Raw genomic sequence first — 17,648 nt, 5'->3', positions numbered from 1 at the left:
CCCCCTTACGAATCGGATGCAGACCTAGGCGTCATGCCAGCACAGCGACACCCTGGTGTTAGCTTGACCACAGTGGTTACGACGACAGCCAGGACCGGGCGGACAATCTTCAGACCTGGCTCCGGTCTTGGTATATTGGATACGTTGCGATTCTTAACGAGATAGAGGGAGCGTACCTCCATGGCAGAAGGACAAGAGCTCCTGTTGCGCAAGGATCTTGAGAGGGTTGTCGACCGCCTGCACCAGGAGCGTACCCATGTAGCACCCTATCAAGAGGATTACCGTCGACTGCTGGATAACCACGGCAAGATGATTCGAGCCGCCATGGTGGTGCTCTTTGCCCGGGCCGGAGCACGGAACGGAGGACGCCTGGACGACACCGTCATCACTGGCGCCGCCGCCATCGAAATGCTTCATCTGGCTACCTTGGTCCACGACGACGTTCTGGACAACGCCCCCATCCGCCGCAACAAGCCCACGGTCCACACCATCCGAGGCAACAAGGCTGCCATCTATCTAGGAGACCTGATCCTTTCGCGCTACATGGAGATCATGGCCTCCATCGCTCCTGACACAGCCTTTATCCGCGAACAGGCCGGTACGGTCTGCGAGATCGTAGGCGGCGAACTCTACCAAGAGTCAGACCGCCACCACACCCACATCACGATTGACGATTACGACCGAGCCATCTCAGGCAAGACCGCAGCCCTCTTCCGCCTGGCCTGCCTGACCGGGATCCGCCTTGATGGCCAGCCAACTGACCCGGCCTTGGAGCAGACAGCCAGAGACTTCGGCGGCAATCTAGGCATGGCCTTCCAGATCATCGACGACATCAACGATTTTGATCTGGATCGTGACACCGGCAAGCCCAAGCTGGAGGATATTCGCGACGGAATCTACACTCTGCCGGTTCTGCTGGGATTCCAGGAGGATGAGGACTTCAGAACACTGGTGCAGCAAGACGATCCCGACCGGGTGATCGACTACCTCAAAGCCCATCCCCAGTTGATGGAGGGCAGCCGGCAAACCGCCAAGGACTATCTGCAACGGGCTGCGGACAGCCTAAAGGACTCCCCCATGAACAAAGACGTACGTTCCCTATTGCAGCGGATTACCGTCAAGCTGACCGCCCAGATCTGACCGAATTCGCACGACTGAGCCAGCTCGGCCAATCCTGAACGAGTGCAGTCAGTACGGTTTCAGCTATACGTCGAATAGGCATCACAACCCCGTTCCATGCTAGGCGTTGCTCTCTTTTGTGCATCTCACCACCGCTGGCTGCCGCTGGTGGCAAACACCCTATGACAGTAAATCCCCCGTCCCGAACCATACGGTCCGAAACGGGGGATTTACCGAAGGGAAGGAAGGGTTTGAGGTCAGCTGGCCATTATGCCAAGGCTACCCGAGCCGGTGCGCCATGCACCTTGGCAGGCTGCGGCCCATTGCCGTCATCCGGCTTGTAGAAGGGTCCCTGGTGCAGGGTCCTCCTGGTGTAGAAGACCATGACGCCGCCCAGAACCAGGAAGAGCAGGAAGTAGACAATGCAGGTGAAGAGCAGGTTCGGCACCGTACTGGTGGGCGAAACGCCATCGGCAATGGTCTGGAAACCATAGACCAGCCAAGGATAGCGTCCAAGCTCCGTCACCAGCCAGCCACTGGTCGTCGCAGCGAAGGGGGCAAAGGTGAAGATGCCCATGATCCAGAGCTTCCAACGTGTGGTAAAGAGCGTATTCTTCTTCTTGCGTGTGAACCAGAGCACCAATGCCGATATCAGGGCAAAGGCAAACCCGATTCCGACCATCAGGCGGAAGACCCAGAATAGGGTGGTGACCGGCACGTAGTAGTTCATATCCTTGCCGTACTTGGCATCGTACTTCTCGTGCAGCTCCTTGTTCACGGTGTTCATGCCCTTGACGGCGCCTGTTTTCTTGCCGTAAGCCAGCTGCGACATGGCTCCGGGAATCTCGACGGACCCCTCAATCTTATGGTCCTTCTCATTGATCAGAGCCACGGCATTCCAAGGGGCGGGATCGCCGGTATCCTCGTAGATGGCCTCGGTGGCAGCCAGTTTCATAGGCTGATCGGTCACAATGAACTTGCCCTGCAAATCACCGTAGGTGATCACGCAGATGGAACCGATAAGCCCAAGCAGAGCGGCCAGGCGGATGGACTTGGTGAACAGGTTGACCTTGGCCTGCTTCTCGGAGTCGGCCTCGACAGCGGCCACGGCCTGGTCCTTGTTCCCCATGTGCATTCTCAGCAGGCTGAAGGCGCTGCAGCCCATGACCACGAAAGCCCCTGTGCAGACGGCGGCGAAGAAGACGTGGGGGAACTCGATCCACAGCTGGGGATTGGACATGACGTCACCGAAGCTGCGCAACCGCACATGACCAGTGGCCTGGTTGATCTCGAAACCAACCGGGTGCTGCATGAAGCTGTTGGCAGCCAGAATCCAGATTGCCGACATGGAGGAACCCAGGAAGGTCAGCCAGATGAAGATCACATGCACGGCCGGCTTGAACCTATTCCAGGTGAACATCCACACGCCGATGAAAGTGGACTCCAGGAAGAAGGCCAGCAGGGCCTCGATGGCCAGGGGGGCGCCGAAGATGTCACCCATGAACCTGGAGTAGTTGGACCAGTTCATGCCGAACTGGAACTCCTGGATGATGCCCGTGACCACGCCGACCGCAAAGGAAAGCAGGAAGATCTTGGACCAGAACATGGTCATCTTCTTGTAGACATCCTTCTTGGTCACTACATAGGTGGTCTCCATGATGGCGACCGCCAGGGCCAGACCGATGGTCATAGGGACATAGAAGAAGTGGAATATCGTCGTCATGGCGAACTGGAATCTAGACAATCCCAATACAGTGAACATCGTTCCTCCCAATCTCTGCAGGGTTCGTCGGGCGCGGGTACACGGGTCGAATCCGGACGGATTCAGATATGACCAAGCTTGTGCCCACGAGAACCTTCAGCTCTCCCCGACTTCGCCACCTGGTCGCTTCCACGGGCTCCGGTTTCCATGCCGCCCAGTCCATGAACCGACGGCGCACAGCAACCGGCCGGGAAGCCATCCGCCAAGATCGGCGACCCGACAACCGTGCAACATTCATTGCTCGGGAAACAGCCTGATGGTCATTCAACAGGGTTCCGTCCATCTGAATCTGACTGCTTCTCCAAGTATATCCCTTGACCGGCACCCTTGTCCACGTCCGAGACGTCCATGCGATAAAGTTCACGGAAACGGGCGTTCTCCCGATACAGATCGACCGGGCGCCCCTGCATGGCGATGTGCCCGTCCTGCATAAAGATCACCTGGTCGGCCTCCTCCAGCCCCTGAAGATGGTGGGTCACCCAAAGAAGGGTGCGATCCTGGCTGACCTTGAAGATCATGGCCATGAGCCGCCGCTCGGTTATGGGATCCAGACCGATGGTGGGCTCGTCCAGAAGGATGATCGGCGTGTGCTTGAGCACAATCCTGGCCAAGGCCAGACGCTGGCGCTGGCCGCCCGAAAGACGGCCACCAGCTTCATCCACCGGCGTGTCGATTCCCTGGGGCATGTCATCTACGACCTGATCCAGCTGCACAGCCTTCAGAGCCTGGCGAACCTGATCATCATCAGCCTGGGGGGCGCCCAGACGCACATTGGAGGCGATGGTGGTGTTGAAGAGGAAGGCCTGCTGGTTCAGGTAGCCAAAAAGCTCAGGACGCTGATCCTGCAAGGCATCGACCGGTATTCCATTGATCAGGATGCGGCCACTGGTTGGGCGCAGATCGCCCAGAAGCAGCTGCAGGACCGTCGTCTTGCCCTCGCCGCTGGGACCGAGCAGTGCCACACGCTGCCCACCTTCGATTCGCAGGCTGAAGTCGTCCAGCAGCAGGGGGTCATCAGGGCCGTAGGAGAAGCTGACATGGTCGAAGACAATTGACTTGATCGGCCCCTCCAATTTGGTCTGGGCACTCGGCTCAATCCGCCGGGACTCGACGCGCTCGGTCAGATCATTGAGGTGGTCCAGCGAGTCAGTATACAGGGGAACCTCAGCCACAGCCTGGGAGACCACGATGAAGCAGTCAACCAGGGGGAAAACCGCCAGGACCACGGCTGCCGCGAAGTCAGCTATGGAGGTGGAGCTGGTCATGCGTAGATCCGCTCCAACAATCAGAGCCACCACCATGAGGGCGAAAATCATCTGGATGCCGCAGTTGCGCCAGCGTTCGAACCGCTTCTGCTCTCTGCGGCCGGCGGCGATGTCGTTGAAGTCGCCGGACGCCGTGTCCACGAAGCGGTGGCGACGGCGAGTGATCACCCAATCTCCCAGGCCCATGTAGCTCTCGGTCACTGCCGTGTACTGATCCTGCCGCCGTGCCTTCTCCATGTCGTACCGCCCGTCCGAATAAGCCAGCGAGACCAGCGGTACCAGGATCAGAATCAGGGCGAAAAGCAGGAAAAGCAGGAGCGAGGTCAGCCAGGAAAAGACGCCTACGGCGATGGTGACCACCACCCACATCATGTAGGCCACGACCGTGGGGAAGATGGTGCGCAGGTAGAAATTCTCCAGATGGTCCAAGTCGTCCGAAAGCATGCCCAGGACCGTGCCCGTGCGCTCATGCTCGTTCAGGAAGGCCGCGTCCTGCGAGAGGGTGCGGTAAAGCTGAACCCGAAGCTTGGAAACCACCCGGAGCACCCAGTCATGGCTCTTGATGCGCTCCAGGTACTTGAATGTGGGCCGCCCAATGCCGAAGGCCCTGGTCAGCACTACCGGCACGTATACGGCAAAGATATTGAAGGGATGACGGGCCGACCTGCTGATCAGAAAGCCCGAGGTAAACATCAGTCCGGCCGCGCACACGAAGGTGATGGTCCCCAGGAAGAAGATCAGAGCAAGCAGCCCCTTGTTCTCACGCAGGTAGGGCCAGAACCAATGATCCCGGTGCCAGATATGCATATAGCCCGACAACCCACGGCCGCGGCGGGAGGTCTTCGATGTCCCCGCGCCTTCTCTTCCGGCGGTTTCAGTCCTGCTGGTAGTCGGCAATCTGGTTCCCTCCCATCTCATCGATCAGCGCATCCAAGGGCCCGCCCTGACCGATCAGCTCGCGCGGATCGCCCTGGGCTACAATTCGTCCATGCTCCAGCATGATCACCCAGTCCATGTTGGCCAGCCAGTGCAGCCGATGGGTGGCCAGGACTACCAGGTGCCCGTCCATGATGGGCAGCAGGGTCTGCTTCAGGTCGTATTCGGTCTCGATGTCCAGGTGAGCGGTGGGCTCGTCAAAGAACAGAATCTCGCGTGAGGGGTCCAGGATGCCCCTGGCCAGGGCGATTCGCTGTGCCTGGCCGCCGCTGATGCCGCGGTTGCCCTCGCCGATTTGAGTGCCCAGACCGTCGGGCAATGTTGTCAGCCAGTCGGTCAGTCCAGCCCGGTCGGCTGCACGGGCCACTTGGGCATCGTCTGCTTCCTGGTTGTAAAAGCGAATATTGTCGGATACGGTGCCATGGAAGATGAAGGGGTTCTGGGGAATATAGCTGATGTGCCGCTGCCAGGCAGCCACGTTGCAATGCTCCAGCTGATGACCATCCAGGTCGATGGTGCCCGCTTTGGGCTGGTCAAAGCCGGCCAGCAGATCCATCAGCGTGGACTTGCCAGCTCCAGAACGACCGACAATGGCCACCTTGGAAAAACCATGCAGGTTGAAGTCCAGACCGCTCAGAGCCAGAGGCTGCTCTTGCGACCCCTCCTCGGACTCACTGATCCGTGAATCCGCGACCGCCTCGACTGCAGTTCCTTGTGGTGCTGTAGAACCGGACTCAGCCGAGACCGCCCCCCCGTTACCGCCTTGAACTATGGAAGACTTGCGCTTGCGGCTCTTCTTGCTGGTCTTTTGGCTCTCGGACTTGGCCATGGCATCCATCTGTGCCCCGGCTGAAGCACTGCTCTCTACCGGCTTGGGGCCAGGATAGGCGAAGTCTATTCCTTCCAGACGCAGGTGGCTGTCTTCCTTCCATCCGGACCAGTCCAGTTCCTCCATGCGCTTCGGCTCTGGCTGGGCCAGCATATCCGCAATATCGTCCAAGGCGTTCTTGCCGTTCAGCGTGGCGTGGAAATCATCGCCAAACTGGCGGATGGGCATGAAGTACTCAGGAGCCAGAATCAGGGCCAAGAGGGCTGGAAAGAGCTCCACCTTGGCATTGATCAAGTTGTTGCCCAAGAAGACGGCCATGATGGCGATGGCCAAGGTTGCAAAGAAGTCCAAAGCAAAGGTGGAAGTCATGGCCACCCGGATAACGCTCATGGTCCTCTTGCGGAAGCGATCCGAGACCGAATAGATCTCGTCCTCGTATTCCTTGTCAATACCCAGCATCTTCAGAGTCGGCAGGCCCAAGACTGTATCCATGAACCTGGTGTTGAGCTTGCGAAATTGGGCATACTGCCGGCTGGAGCGATCCCTGGCTGCCAGACCCAGGATGACCATGAAGAAGATGAGCAGGGGCAGCATGAGCAGGAGAATCAGCCCTGAACCTGCATCCTGGGTCCAAACCACCACCAGAACGATTAATGGAATGAAAATGAGATCCATCATCTTTGGCAGGACTGTCAGTACGTAGGTGCGTACCTGATCAAGTCCATCCACCAACATGGTGACGGCCGAGCCTGTGCCACGCCGAGCCAGAGCCGATGGCCCCAGCGAGAAGACCTTGTCCTGAATGCTGGGCCGCAGCTCAGCTACGATGGCATCGGCACGGTCAGTGGCACAACGATCCTTGGCCACATCGCAGAGCTGTCGGCAGGTGTAGGCAGCCAGAAAGATCAGCACTGGCACCACCAACACCTTGAGGTTCTGAAGGTGCCAAATACGCACCAGAGCCAAGGTCAACCCGTAGGCCTGAACCACCACACCTATTCCCTGGAACAGGGACAGTGCGGCCAGCAGGCCCAAGGTAGACCGGACTCCGTCGAAACGGAAAAGATTTTTGTCAATCAATGCATTATCCTCAGGATGCGCTCCGGTCCTGCCAGCACTGCCCCCCTGCCTCCTTTGGCGCTCAGACGGTCTCAGCCACGGTGGCCGAAGGGGCCACAGGCGAGGTCAGATGGGCACCATCGGTGTCCAGCCGCTTGCGCTGGATGAAATAGCTCCAGATGAAGTAGGCCAGCATGATGGGCAGGAAGATGCAGAGCACCACAGTCATGATCTTCATGGTCAGCGGTGATGCCGAGGCATCCTGAATCAGCAGGTTGTGAGCCGGATCATCAGCAATCATCACGCGCGGGAAGAGCCCGTTGAAGATGAAAGCGATGATGGCCATCAGGGTGATGCCCGAGCAGGTGAAGGCGTAGCCGCCACGCTTCTTGAAGACGGCAACGTGGCCTCCGATAACCGATGCCAGGATGATGACGGTGATCAGCCAGGTGGACAGCGGACGAGCCTTGTAGAAGTCGGTGTTGAAGATGGCCAGGAGCACGAAGACGACCAGAGCCGGATAGGCGATCCAGTAAGCTTTCTCGCTGACGTTGAGCATCCGACGGGAATCCATGACCCCCATCTTCAGGCTCAGGAAGTGCAGGCCATGAACGAAGCTGAAGAAGACGACAGCGATGCCACCGACCACAGACAGCCAGTTGAACACGTCGAAGAACCCGGGCCACGCATCGCCGTTCTTATCCATGGGAATGCCCTGGATCAGGCTGGTCAGCATCATGCCCAGGAAGAATGGCGCAAAGAGCGAGCCGATGAAGTTGGCCCACTGCCAGACACCACGCTCACGGCTGGTCAGCGCGTGGGAGGCGAACTCGAAAGAGACGCCGCGCAGGATCAGGGAGACCAGCACCAGGAAGAGCAGGAGGTAATACCCGGAGAAGAGGGAGGCGTACCAGAGTGGGAAAGCAGCAAACATAGCGCCGCCGGCGGTGATCAGCCAGACCTCGTTGCCATCCCAGTGGGGGCCAATAGCCCTCATGAAGGTGGCGCGCTCATCACCATCGCGGGCCACGAACCTGGTAGCCATGCCAACGCCGAAGTCGAATCCTTCAAGCAGAAGGAATCCCGCAAAAAGCAGGCCGATGACAAAGAACCACAAACCTTGTAGAAAACTCATGCTAATGCCACTCTCCTCTCGCTCCTGCCGATCCGCGCACGGGCACGGGGGCCTCCAACATTCTGGCGGAGGCCACAGTCGGCCACGGTCTTCGCCGGAATGAGGAGGAGCAGGAGGTAGTCAATGATGTCGATGGACGCAGGGCCGATGGCCATCGTCGCCCAGAACGATCCAATCCGAGGCTGGAACGGGACGAACATGCGCCGCATTCTCATGACCTGAATCATGTTCGTCCTCCTCTCCCTCGTCGTCTAGCCCCTTGCGTCCCTTGAGACGCTGGTTCAGTTGCTCTCCAACATGGTACGCACGTCAGCCAATTCCAGGACCGACCGCTCGTTCACGATCCACTTCAGAACCGAGACCACCTTGCCCTTGAGCTTCAGCGTGCCCATACGGTCGATTTCGGCAACCCCGTCGTGGGGACCGAGAGAGCACACGGTCCCCAGGCTTCGGAAGGTGAACCGCTGGGGCTCCTGTCCCCGCATTCTGGCGAGGACATTCGCGGCCGCGGTATCAGCCTGGGCCATCGAAATCTGCGCAGTGGTTGGATAGAGCCGACCCGATTGGGGGTCGGGAACGGCACTGACATCACCCACCAGGAATTCCTCTGGATGCTGCTCCACCGACAGGTCATCCCTGACCACTACACGGTTACGCTTCTGATTATACCCGGAATCGGCAATAACGTGGCTACCACGCACACCCGTTGTCCAAATGATTGTATGGGCCTTGAACTCCTGGTCATTGGAGACCACGGCATCCTGCCTGACCTCGGTGATGGGGGTCGAGGTGTGGAAGTTGACTCCCCGCTTGCGCAGGTAATCCACAGCCCAGTCGACCAGGTCCTTGCTGAACATGGGCAGGATCTTGGGCGAAGCCTCTATGCAGTCCACCTTGACCTGATCCATGGGGAAGCCCAGACGCTTTGAGAGCTGAGGCAACCGGTAGACCAGCTCGCCTAAGTACTCGATGCTGGTGAAGCCGGCACCGCAGACCACGATGCTCAGATCCAGCGGATCATGGCTGGTCTGGTAGCGTGCCAGCGTCTGTTCCAGCTTCTTGCGGGCCGCCAGAGCGGTATCCACGTCAACGAGCGGCCATCCGTACTCTTCGGCACCCTTGATGCCGAAGGTCTCGGACTCGAACCCCAAGGCATTGACCAGGTAATCATAGGAGAGAGGATCGTGATGCTCCAGGCTGACCCGGCGGTTGTCCTGATCGATGCCGACCACCTTGTCGACGATCAGCTCCACCGAATCAGGCAGGGACTTGCGCAGGTCGAAGACCACGTCCGCCGGCTCCTTGGTTCCCGCCGCCACCTGGTGCAGCTGGGTGGACTCGTAGTGGTACTCGTTCTTGTTGACCAGGACTATATGGGCATCAGTCTTTGCATGAGCCAGCTTCTTGACCACGCGAAGACCCGCGTAACCAGCTCCCAACACCATGATTGTCGTCATAATCACACACCTTTACCGAAAAAATCGTACAATGATTCATATACCGGGTGATGTTGCCCGATCAGCCGATGATTGGGTTCATCACTCAAGCTTCTATGCTCAAAGTATCAGATTCCATCATCGGAAACTCTGACATAGCAGTCTGTCGGGCCTCCTCTTTTTGTTTGCTTGCTCACACCGTGAGCAACTCTCGTGGACGCCTCCGTCCGCCGCTTTGCAGACCAGAAGCATTCCTAGAATCCATGGTAATGCGTAAACAAGAAGAGCGGAACACTGTGTCGGTGTTCCGCTCCTTGAGACCTTATGTCTCTATTGCTGGGGTACCTGGACTCGAACCAAGAATGGATGAACCAGAATCACCTGTGTTGCCAATTACACCATACCCCAATTGGCTGTGCGACAACCGCTTGGACGGTTGCCACATGTCGTACCCCCGACCGGATTTGGACCGGTGTTGGCGCCGTGAGAGGGCGTAGTCCTAGACCGCTAGACGACGGGGGCTTCACTTTTCGCCGCGTACGAACCCGGTTCAGCAGGTCAGTAGCACAACAAAAAAGAAATATACCCGCTCAGAGGTTTTGGCGCAAGTTAGCCAACCTTCGGAGTGTTGTGCCCTTGCCCAGGATCTCCAGGGACTCGAACAGAGGTGGGGAGACCCGCCTCCCCGAGACCGCCACCCTGACCGGGCCAAAGGCCAGGCGGGGCTTATAGCCGCCCTCATCCACCAGCGCCTGAGTGAGCAGGTCGTGCAGGTGATCGGTCTTCCAATCCTGTTCAGGCACATCCTGCAGGGCGGCAATAGCCAGGTCCAGAACCTGTCCTGCGGAGTCCTTGAGCTGTTTGCGGGCATCCGGCTCAGGCTCCAAGTACTCCTCCTGGCTGAGCAGACTGCCTACCATGCCGGACACCTCGCCCAGCAGACGCACGCGAGGCTGGACCAAGGGGGCGGCAGCACTCAGAATTCGCTGCTCCCGATCACTCAGATCCTGCCAGCGCTCGGCACTCACCAGCCCGTCGCGCTTGAGGTAGGGCAGGGACCGGTTCAGGAAGTCCTGCGGCTCCAGCATACGGATGTGCTCGGCATTGATGGCCACGGCCTTGTCGATGTCGAAGTGGGCCGGATTGGCCTTGACGTCGCGGATATCGAAGTGCTCTATCATCTCATCCATGGAGAAGACATCGCTGTCGGGGCCGATGGACCAGCCCAGCAGGGCCAGATAGTTGAGCAGACCTTCGGGAATGAAGCCATGCTCACGGTGCAGGAAGAGGTTGGACTCAGGGTCGCGCTTGGACAGCTTCTTCTTGCCCTGACCCATGACGTAGGGCAGGTGCCCAAACAGGGGCATGGCCCGAGCGATGCCCAGCTTCATCAGGTACCGGTAGAGAACGATCTGCCGGGGGGTGGAGCTGAGCAGGTCCTCGCCGCGCAGGACCACGTTGATGCGCATGAGGGCATCATCGACCGGATTGGTCAGGGTGTACAGTGGGTCGCCATTGGGACGCACAATCACATAATCGGGCACGGACCCGGCCTTGAACTCGATATGCCCGCGAATCAGGTCGTCGAAGGCGATGTCCTCGTCAGGCATACGGATGCGCAGGGCGGGTTGCCGGCCCTGCTCGCGGAAGGTCTGGCGCTGTTCCTCAGTCAGGTCGCGGTCGTAGCCGTCGTAGCCGAAAGCGGCCGGACGGCCAGCGGCCAGGTTGCGCTCCTTGATTTCTTCAGCGGTGGAGTAGGACTCATAGGCGTAGCCGGCATCCAGCAGCTGTCGGGCCACATCGCGGTAGATGTCGCCGCGCTGGGACTGCCGGTAGGGGCCATCCGGACCGCCGACTTCCACACCCTCGTCCCAGTCCAGCCCCAGCCACTTGAGGGCGTCCAGGATCTGCTGGTAGCTCTCCTCGCTGTCGCGCTTGGCATCGGTGTCCTCGATGCGGAAGACGAAGGTGCCGTGCGAGTGCCGGGCCTGGGCCCAGTTGAAGAGTGCGGTTCGAACCATGCCCACATGCGGGGTGCCGGTCGGCGAAGGGCAGAAGCGGACCCTCAGATCCTTGGGGAGGTCGGGTTTGGCGTCATGATCATGCTCATCAGTCATGACACCCATTGTGCCCCGGCAAGGCGACGTAGACCAATTCAGAGAGGAAGCCGGTATCAGCCCCGCTGCTGCTCCTGCTGCCGGTCCTTGCTGTAGGTCTCCGGGATGAACCTGGTCTGGTCATGCAGCTTAGGCCAGATGACCACCTGGCCCTGCTCCAAGGACCGTGGCACGTCGATGATCCGCTGGTTGTCCGAGCCTCGGAACTGGAGCAGGCTGTTCTTCCGATTCTCCAAGTAGCGTCCGTCCACCAGCACGTCAAGGTAGGAGATCAGCTGGGCCTTGTCCGGGGTCTCCCCCGGCCGGTTCAGCTCCTCCCAGGTGTAGCCGGTCCAGCACCAGATATCCTTCTCGTGGCCGAACTCGCGCCGGATCCGCTCCGAAAGGCCCAGCAGCATGGGGGTGTTGAGCAGGGGCTCCCCGCCCAGGTAGGTGATGCCCTGCACATAGGACAGCGATAGATCCTTGATGATGCGGTCTTCAAGCTGCTGGGTATAGGGGTGCCCGGCGCCGAAGTCCCATATGGAGGCGTTGTAGCACCCCTGGCAGCGGAAGGGGCAGCCGCTGACGTAGAGGGAGCAGCGGATCCCCTCGCCGTCGGTCATGACCAGACGCTTGTAGTCCGCCACGATTCCCCGACTGAGCCTGCGACCGTCCCACTGACCGGCCCTGGGATTGTTGGTCAGCGCGGAAGGAACCCCCGGACCGCGCCCCTGCTCATCAGCTGCGAAGTCACGGTGGCCACCCGTCTTTCTCATGACCCCCTGTTTGTCCGTCATCTGGTCCTCCTCATGACAATGGCGGGCCGCAAACTACCTGGCCCGCCATCAACTGCGTCTTGTCAGAGCCTATTCGGCCTTGTCGTCGAACCACTCCTTGGTGGATCCGTCCTTGAGGACCACGTGACCGGTCTCGCCCTCCATGTGCTTGACGCGGTGGGCGATCTCCTCGTGCCTGCCGTGAACCATGGGCCGCTGGACGGGGTTGCCCAGGTAGCCGCAGGTGCGCTTGGTCACGTTGCACTTGTCAGGGTCGTCGTTGCCGCACTCGGGGCACTTGAAGCCCTCCTCGGTAGGCTCGAAGTCGCCCTCATAGCCGCAGACGAAGCAATGGTCGATGGGCGTGTTGGTGCCCAGGTAGCCGATGCCGATGTCGTAGGCGTAGTCCCAGACCGCCTCCAAGGCCTTGGGGTTCTGCTGCATGGAGGGGAACTCGCAGTAGTTGATGAACCCGCCCGAGGCCAGGTAGGGGAAGTCTCGCTCGTAGCTGAGCTTTTCCATAGGCGTGGGCCGCAGCCAGACCGGGTAGTGGAAGCTGTTGGTGTAGAAGTCGTGGTCGGTCACGCCGTCGACTACGCCGAACTTCTCCTTGTCCATCCTGGCGAAGCGGTCGGTCAGCGACTCGGCCGGAGTGGAGTAGACCGAGTAGTGGTATCCCTCGGCCTTCTCCCACTGCTTGCAGAGCTGATTCATCCGGCGCACGATGCTCAGGGCGAATTCCTTGCCTTCTGGATCCCAGGAGTGGTCCTTCATCCAGTCTTTGCCGTAGAAGACGCTGGTGGCCTCATAAAGGCCGATGTAGCCCAAGGAAACAGTGGAGCGGCTGTTGCGGAAGAGGGTGTCCACGCTGTCAGTCGGCTTCAGCCTGCCGAAGGCGCCGTATTGGTAGAGGGTTGGGGCGTTGATGGGCGTGGCCTGCTTGCAGCGCATGATGCGGAACTGCAGAGCGTGATGGGCCACCTCCATGCGCTGGTCGAAGATCTTCCAGAAGCGATCCTTGTCGCCGCGGGACTCAAGCGCGATCCGAGGGATGTTGACGGTGACGACGCCCAGGTTCATGCGGCCGTCCTCCTCGTCCTCGCCCGTCTCGGGGTTGGTCCAGGCCTGCAGGAAGGAGCGGCAACCCATGGGGGCCTTGAAGGAGCCGGTGATCTTGACCAGGTTCTCATAGAAGACCACGTCAGGGTACATGCGCTTGGTCGAGCATTCCAGAGCCAGCTGCTTCATGTCGTAGTTGGGATCGCCCTCGTCCGCGTTCAGACCGTGCTTGATGGTGAAGACCAGCTTGGGGAAGATGGCGGTATGGCGATCCTTGCCCAGTCCACGGATGCGGATCAGGAAGATAGCCCGCTGGATCTCCCTGGCGAACCAGGAGGTGCCCAGGCCGAAGCCCACAGTGACGAAGGGGGTCTGCCCGTTGGAGACACGGTTGGAGTTGATCTGGTACTCCATGGTCTGCATGGCGTCGTAGATGTTCTTCCGGGTCAGGATCTTGGCATAGACCTGACGCAGCCGAACAATCTGGGGAGCGTCCAGATCGAAGGGGGCATCCTCGCCGATGGGAGCACGATCGTCCAGGTGGAGCCAGTCAGCCTCCCGAGCCTTGAGGCCGCGGACGACATCCTTGGCCACGTCGATGGGCTCCTCGTCCGGCAGGACAGCCTCAGCCATGGAATAGTTTTTCTTGTAGTCCAGACGCGCGTACTTGTCCAGCATCTCATCGCAACGGTTGACGGTCTGGCCGCCGTACTGGGAGCCGGCGATGTCCTTGATGATCTGGGTGATCTGCGTGGCGGCCGTACCGATGGACTTAGGCGAGTCCATCATGGCGTTGCCCAGCTCGAAACCGTGGGCCAGCATGTCGCCGAAGTCAGGCAGGGAGCAGTTGGTCTCAGCCGTAAAGGGCGAATAGTCCGCGTCATGGAAGTGGATGTCACCCTTCATGTGGGCGTTGGAGACATCCTTGGGCAGCATGGCGAAGGCTGAAGCCTTGGAGACCGCGCCGGCCAGCAGGTCACGCTGGGTGGCGTAGACGTTGGCGTCCTTGTTGGCGTTCTCGCGCACCAGAGTCTCGTCCTTGCTGGTCAGGCGGTGGACAGCCTCATTGACATCGGTGGCTTTAGCCCGCTGAATGTCGCGGTCGAGACGGTAGGAGGTATAGGAGCGAGCGATCTCGTAAAGATGAGCATTGACCAGGGCGTGCTCGACCAAGGTCTGGATGTCCTCGATCTTGACCGGATTGGTGTAGCGATCGGTGATCTCAGACTGGACGGTCAGGGCCATGTCCCGAATCTGCTGGCGATCCTCAGGGCTGACCTCGTGCTTGACATCCTTGAAGGCGGCTTCGATGGCGTTCATAATGTTGACGGGATCAAAATCGACGATCCGGCCGTCGCGCTTCTCGACCAGAATGCCATCGACAGCATCGCGATCCGAAATGCCACGCTCCTTCACGCTATCGGTCATGACCTCAGTATCCATCGTCACTCCTCATACGATTCATACGGTTACTCATGTGCAGTTGCTTTGGCGTTCCCAAATTCCATGCTGGGAACGGCGAATCACATGGATGTCATTCTTTGCTGACAAGACTCACTCTATCACGCCGTGACCACCATATGTAGTGCCTGAGGATGATTCGTAGCCTACATGTAGTAATTTCCGTGTTTTGTGAACTGCATCACAAATAGCAGGGTCTGGACAAGGGCGGCAAATGGCCGAAAGGTCAGTAGAGGTCATTGACAGAGACGACACAGCCGCCCGACACTCCGCACGGTATGTACTTCTTTTGTCGAGGCCTCGCTACAAGGCGTCCATCGTCTCCACCCCAGCTTCCATGGGTGCAGACATAGAAAGGCGGCCCTGTCCAAAATGGCCAGCGCCGCCTGCAAAACCTAACGCTTACACTGCTTGAGGTTGGATGTTCGTCACCATTCCGTCATAAGAGCTGACAAACCCCTCTCTGACAGCAGCCTCCTGCATATGTTCATAACTGGCATTGCCGTGATGAGAGAAATGGTTGCACACGAACATAGTGTGCGAATCGGCCAGTCCCATCTTCACCATGCGATCCCTAACTCGCAGATTGTCAGAAAAGTTCATGTGGACGTCGGAACTGAAATCAGTCAACCCATGAGTGCAATCCAAGGAAACGTAGTCATATTTTAGCCCAGCTTTGGCCAGATCCTTCCAGGTTGATTCGTAGAAGTAGGCCGTATCATGCGCATACAGCAGCCCCACTTGACCGTCTGTCAGCCCATAGAAGAGACAATCGCCGAAATGATGGCCATGCTTGGCTTCAAAAGCGTATACCGTGTATGTCCTGCCATTCCCAGCCGTCACAGTGACACTGTCACCAGGATGAAGAGCGTGATATGTCAACTTGCCGTAATCGTAATGCTCTTCCAGGAAGAAAGCTCGCTCGTAGAAGCCTTTGACGGTTTCAGAGCCATAGACATCCATATGGGTGGGATTGTCATCAGCATATGAATCCATGCGATAAGCCAGATCTTCACCGTAAAAATGATCAGAGTGCCAGTGAGTGATGAAGAGTTGGGTGATTGCCGGCAGATCAAAGTTCTCATTATTAATATAATGACAGTAAGTATCACCAGGGAAATCGAGCAGGAGTGCATCGTCGACCAATGCCTGGGACTGGGTACGAATTTCCTTGCCTCCAATGCGTCTAGCCTGCTTACACAGATCACACATGCAGAAAATGCCAGGGATTCTTTCGGCTGCAGCTGTCCCTAGATGTTCAAATTTCATAATTGCTCATACTCCTTTGTGATGGATGGAAATATTCATGCTTGGGCAGAGACGTCATGCGACTCGGCATGGCGTTTGCGAAGTATGACCCTGTTGCCGACCATGCAGACCAGAATCCCCAAAATACTGAAGACCGCCAGCATGCCAAAGATCAGGTTGTATGCCTTTTGGGTATCAAAATTGTCGATAATGGCTCCAAAAAGCATGTAAGCGAAGAACGATGGGCAATACCCGATGAAGGATGCAATGGACATGGCCGTGGCCGAGATCTCTGAATCTACCCCGTACTCACCTATTGGTGCATAGTAAACGGCGCGCAAAGCCACACAGATGAAAGTCACGAGGCAGCAGAGGACAACCACGGGGATCATCCATCCCGAGCTCCGGGGCGTAAAGATGACCAATATGCTGATGACGCAAACAATGACATAGAGCAGCGCCATCCACTGGGGAGTTGTCTTAAACCTCTTTGTGGCTAGCACACCGGACAAAGCCGCTGCGATCAGACCCATAAGCCCGGAATTGACTATGCCGAAAAGACCAGCAGCCGCATCAGACAGTTTGAATGAGGCCTGCACGAAAGGAAGGAAGTAAGTGTTGGCAGCCACATAGATCAAATAAGTGGCAGCAGCACCGAAGCCGGTAGTCCAAACTATTGGCAGCTTCATAGCCTGCAAGACCATCGCAGCCCCGTTGCTTTTGTGGGCCTTGCTCTTGACTGTGCCAGCCTGTTCATGCAGGAAGTCCTTCGGGATAAACCGAAGCACGACAAAAGAGAAGAGCATCATGCAAACCGGGTAGGTGCACATAGCGATGCGAGCACCGAAGATCTGCGAACCGCCGAGAGTGAACAATCCTAAGGTGCAGGCATTAAGCACCAGTCCGATGGCGGAACGGATACATTCCTGAGTACTGAAAGCGGCAGCCTGCGTCCGTTCCGTGGCCAAACTCTTAGTCGACTTCTGAATGGTTGGCCAATAGATGGCATCGCCGAAAAAGCCGAAGGCCGCGAAAGCCAGTACCAGGAACCAGTATGGCAGATGGGGCACTAGGCCGAGAATGAGGGCGAATATTCCATAACCCCATAGATCCACGGCGATGAGCTTGCGGATAGGCAGCAGATCCTGCAACCAACCCAGCAGGGCGTAACCGAATATCTGCACGAAACCTATGAGACCCAGCAAAAATCCAAGCTGGGCATTAGAAACCCCCAGAGCTTGGCGAAAGGGTTCGTAAATTACACTCTTGATGCTGGAAAACCAATAGATACAGGTGGATAAGGTAATGACTATGAAAATACCAAACTGTTTTCGAGACATACCCAAGTAGTCCAAGAGCCACTTCATTGCAAATCTCCTTATAAGGTTGATGGTGCTTCAACGCACCCGGGCGACACCGCCCATCCGCGTAAGAGTGACTCTGCTTCAGATCACTCGATCCCGT

At 58.2% G+C, this 17,648-nt stretch carries 11 protein-coding genes and 2 tRNA genes; 1 reads left to right on the top strand and 12 read right to left on the bottom strand.

The features are described 5' to 3' along the window. The first annotated feature begins 180 nt into the window (after positions 1-180). On the top strand, positions 181-1,140 hold the full coding sequence (locus FPK30_RS03390; protein ID WP_144085301.1) for a polyprenyl synthetase family protein: 960 nt from the start codon (positions 181-183) through the stop codon (positions 1,138-1,140). A 247-nt stretch (positions 1,141-1,387) separates the two neighbouring features. On the opposite strand, the gene FPK30_RS03385 is transcribed toward FPK30_RS03390, so the two are convergent. From FPK30_RS03385 to FPK30_RS03330, 12 genes are all read right to left on the bottom strand, one after another. Beyond that, complete coding sequence (locus FPK30_RS03385; RefSeq protein WP_101431906.1) at positions 1,388-2,881, bottom strand: cytochrome ubiquinol oxidase subunit I; 1,494 nt, start codon at positions 2,879-2,881, stop codon at positions 1,388-1,390. A gap of 260 nt (positions 2,882-3,141) precedes the next feature. Then, positions 3,142-4,953, bottom strand: coding sequence for a thiol reductant ABC exporter subunit CydC (gene cydC, locus FPK30_RS03380; RefSeq protein ID WP_144085300.1), 1,812 nt, complete (start codon positions 4,951-4,953; stop codon positions 3,142-3,144). Positions 4,954-5,020: 67 nt separating this feature from the next. Beyond that, positions 5,021-6,991 (bottom strand): ABC transporter ATP-binding protein/permease, encoded by a 1,971-nt coding sequence (locus FPK30_RS03375; protein ID WP_232341915.1) that lies wholly within the window; start codon positions 6,989-6,991, stop codon positions 5,021-5,023. 61 nt (positions 6,992-7,052) lie between these two features. Continuing rightward, positions 7,053-8,105 (bottom strand): cytochrome d ubiquinol oxidase subunit II, encoded by a 1,053-nt coding sequence (gene cydB, locus FPK30_RS03370; protein ID WP_144085299.1) that lies wholly within the window; start codon positions 8,103-8,105, stop codon positions 7,053-7,055. Between the two features lie 281 nt (positions 8,106-8,386). Continuing rightward, positions 8,387-9,562 carry an NAD(P)/FAD-dependent oxidoreductase gene (locus FPK30_RS03365; protein WP_101431902.1) on the bottom strand — a complete coding sequence of 392 codons (1,176 nt, stop codon included), beginning with the start codon at positions 9,560-9,562 and terminating at the stop codon, positions 8,387-8,389. A 315-nt stretch (positions 9,563-9,877) separates the two neighbouring features. Further along, a tRNA-Gln gene (locus FPK30_RS03360) sits at positions 9,878-9,949 on the bottom strand. Positions 9,950-9,990: 41 nt separating this feature from the next. After that, a tRNA-Glu gene (locus tag FPK30_RS03355) sits at positions 9,991-10,063 on the bottom strand. 68 nt (positions 10,064-10,131) lie between these two features. Then, positions 10,132-11,658 carry a glutamate--tRNA ligase gene (gltX, locus tag FPK30_RS03350; protein WP_144085298.1) on the bottom strand — a complete coding sequence of 509 codons (1,527 nt, stop codon included), beginning with the start codon at positions 11,656-11,658 and terminating at the stop codon, positions 10,132-10,134. Positions 11,659-11,714: 56 nt separating this feature from the next. Continuing rightward, positions 11,715-12,437 carry an anaerobic ribonucleoside-triphosphate reductase activating protein gene (gene nrdG / locus FPK30_RS03345; RefSeq protein WP_144085297.1) on the bottom strand — a complete coding sequence of 241 codons (723 nt, stop codon included), beginning with the start codon at positions 12,435-12,437 and terminating at the stop codon, positions 11,715-11,717. Between the two features lie 69 nt (positions 12,438-12,506). Beyond that, positions 12,507-14,903 (bottom strand): anaerobic ribonucleoside-triphosphate reductase, encoded by a 2,397-nt coding sequence (gene nrdD, locus FPK30_RS03340; RefSeq protein WP_101431959.1) that lies wholly within the window; start codon positions 14,901-14,903, stop codon positions 12,507-12,509. A gap of 435 nt (positions 14,904-15,338) precedes the next feature. After that, positions 15,339-16,205, bottom strand: coding sequence for an MBL fold metallo-hydrolase (locus tag FPK30_RS03335; protein ID WP_144085296.1), 867 nt, complete (start codon positions 16,203-16,205; stop codon positions 15,339-15,341). A 35-nt stretch (positions 16,206-16,240) separates the two neighbouring features. Continuing rightward, positions 16,241-17,551 carry an MFS transporter gene (locus tag FPK30_RS03330; protein ID WP_144085295.1) on the bottom strand — a complete coding sequence of 437 codons (1,311 nt, stop codon included), beginning with the start codon at positions 17,549-17,551 and terminating at the stop codon, positions 16,241-16,243. Positions 17,552-17,648 lie beyond the last annotated feature (97 nt).

Source organism: Bifidobacterium apousia, assembly GCF_007559275.1.
Taxonomy (GTDB): domain Bacteria; phylum Actinomycetota; class Actinomycetes; order Actinomycetales; family Bifidobacteriaceae; genus Bombiscardovia; species Bombiscardovia apousia.
The sequence above is the reverse complement of the archived record's forward strand: the minus strand, read 5'-3'. Positions and strand labels throughout refer to the sequence as shown.

What these genes read in the sequence shown, in the direction of transcription:
- cydB (WP_144085299.1), bottom strand. Translation starts at nt 8,105, where the DNA reads ATGAGTTTTCTACAAGGTTTGTGGTTCTTTGTCATCGGCCTGCTTTTT.
- FPK30_RS03385 (WP_101431906.1), bottom strand. Translation starts at nt 2,881, where the DNA reads ATGTTCACTGTATTGGGATTGTCTAGATTCCAGTTCGCCATGACGACG.
- FPK30_RS03335 (WP_144085296.1), bottom strand. Translation starts at nt 16,205, where the DNA reads ATGAAATTTGAACATCTAGGGACAGCTGCAGCCGAAAGAATCCCTGGC.
- gltX (WP_144085298.1), bottom strand. Translation starts at nt 11,658, where the DNA reads ATGACTGATGAGCATGATCATGACGCCAAACCCGACCTCCCCAAGGAT.
- nrdD (WP_101431959.1), bottom strand. Translation starts at nt 14,903, where the DNA reads ATGACCGATAGCGTGAAGGAGCGTGGCATTTCGGATCGCGATGCTGTC.
- nrdG (WP_144085297.1), bottom strand. Translation starts at nt 12,437, where the DNA reads ATGACGGACAAACAGGGGGTCATGAGAAAGACGGGTGGCCACCGTGAC.
- FPK30_RS03390 (WP_144085301.1), top strand. Translation starts at nt 181, where the DNA reads ATGGCAGAAGGACAAGAGCTCCTGTTGCGCAAGGATCTTGAGAGGGTT.
- FPK30_RS03365 (WP_101431902.1), bottom strand. Translation starts at nt 9,562, where the DNA reads ATGACGACAATCATGGTGTTGGGAGCTGGTTACGCGGGTCTTCGCGTG.
- FPK30_RS03330 (WP_144085295.1), bottom strand. Translation starts at nt 17,551, where the DNA reads ATGAAGTGGCTCTTGGACTACTTGGGTATGTCTCGAAAACAGTTTGGT.
- cydC (WP_144085300.1), bottom strand. Translation starts at nt 4,953, where the DNA reads ATGCATATCTGGCACCGGGATCATTGGTTCTGGCCCTACCTGCGTGAG.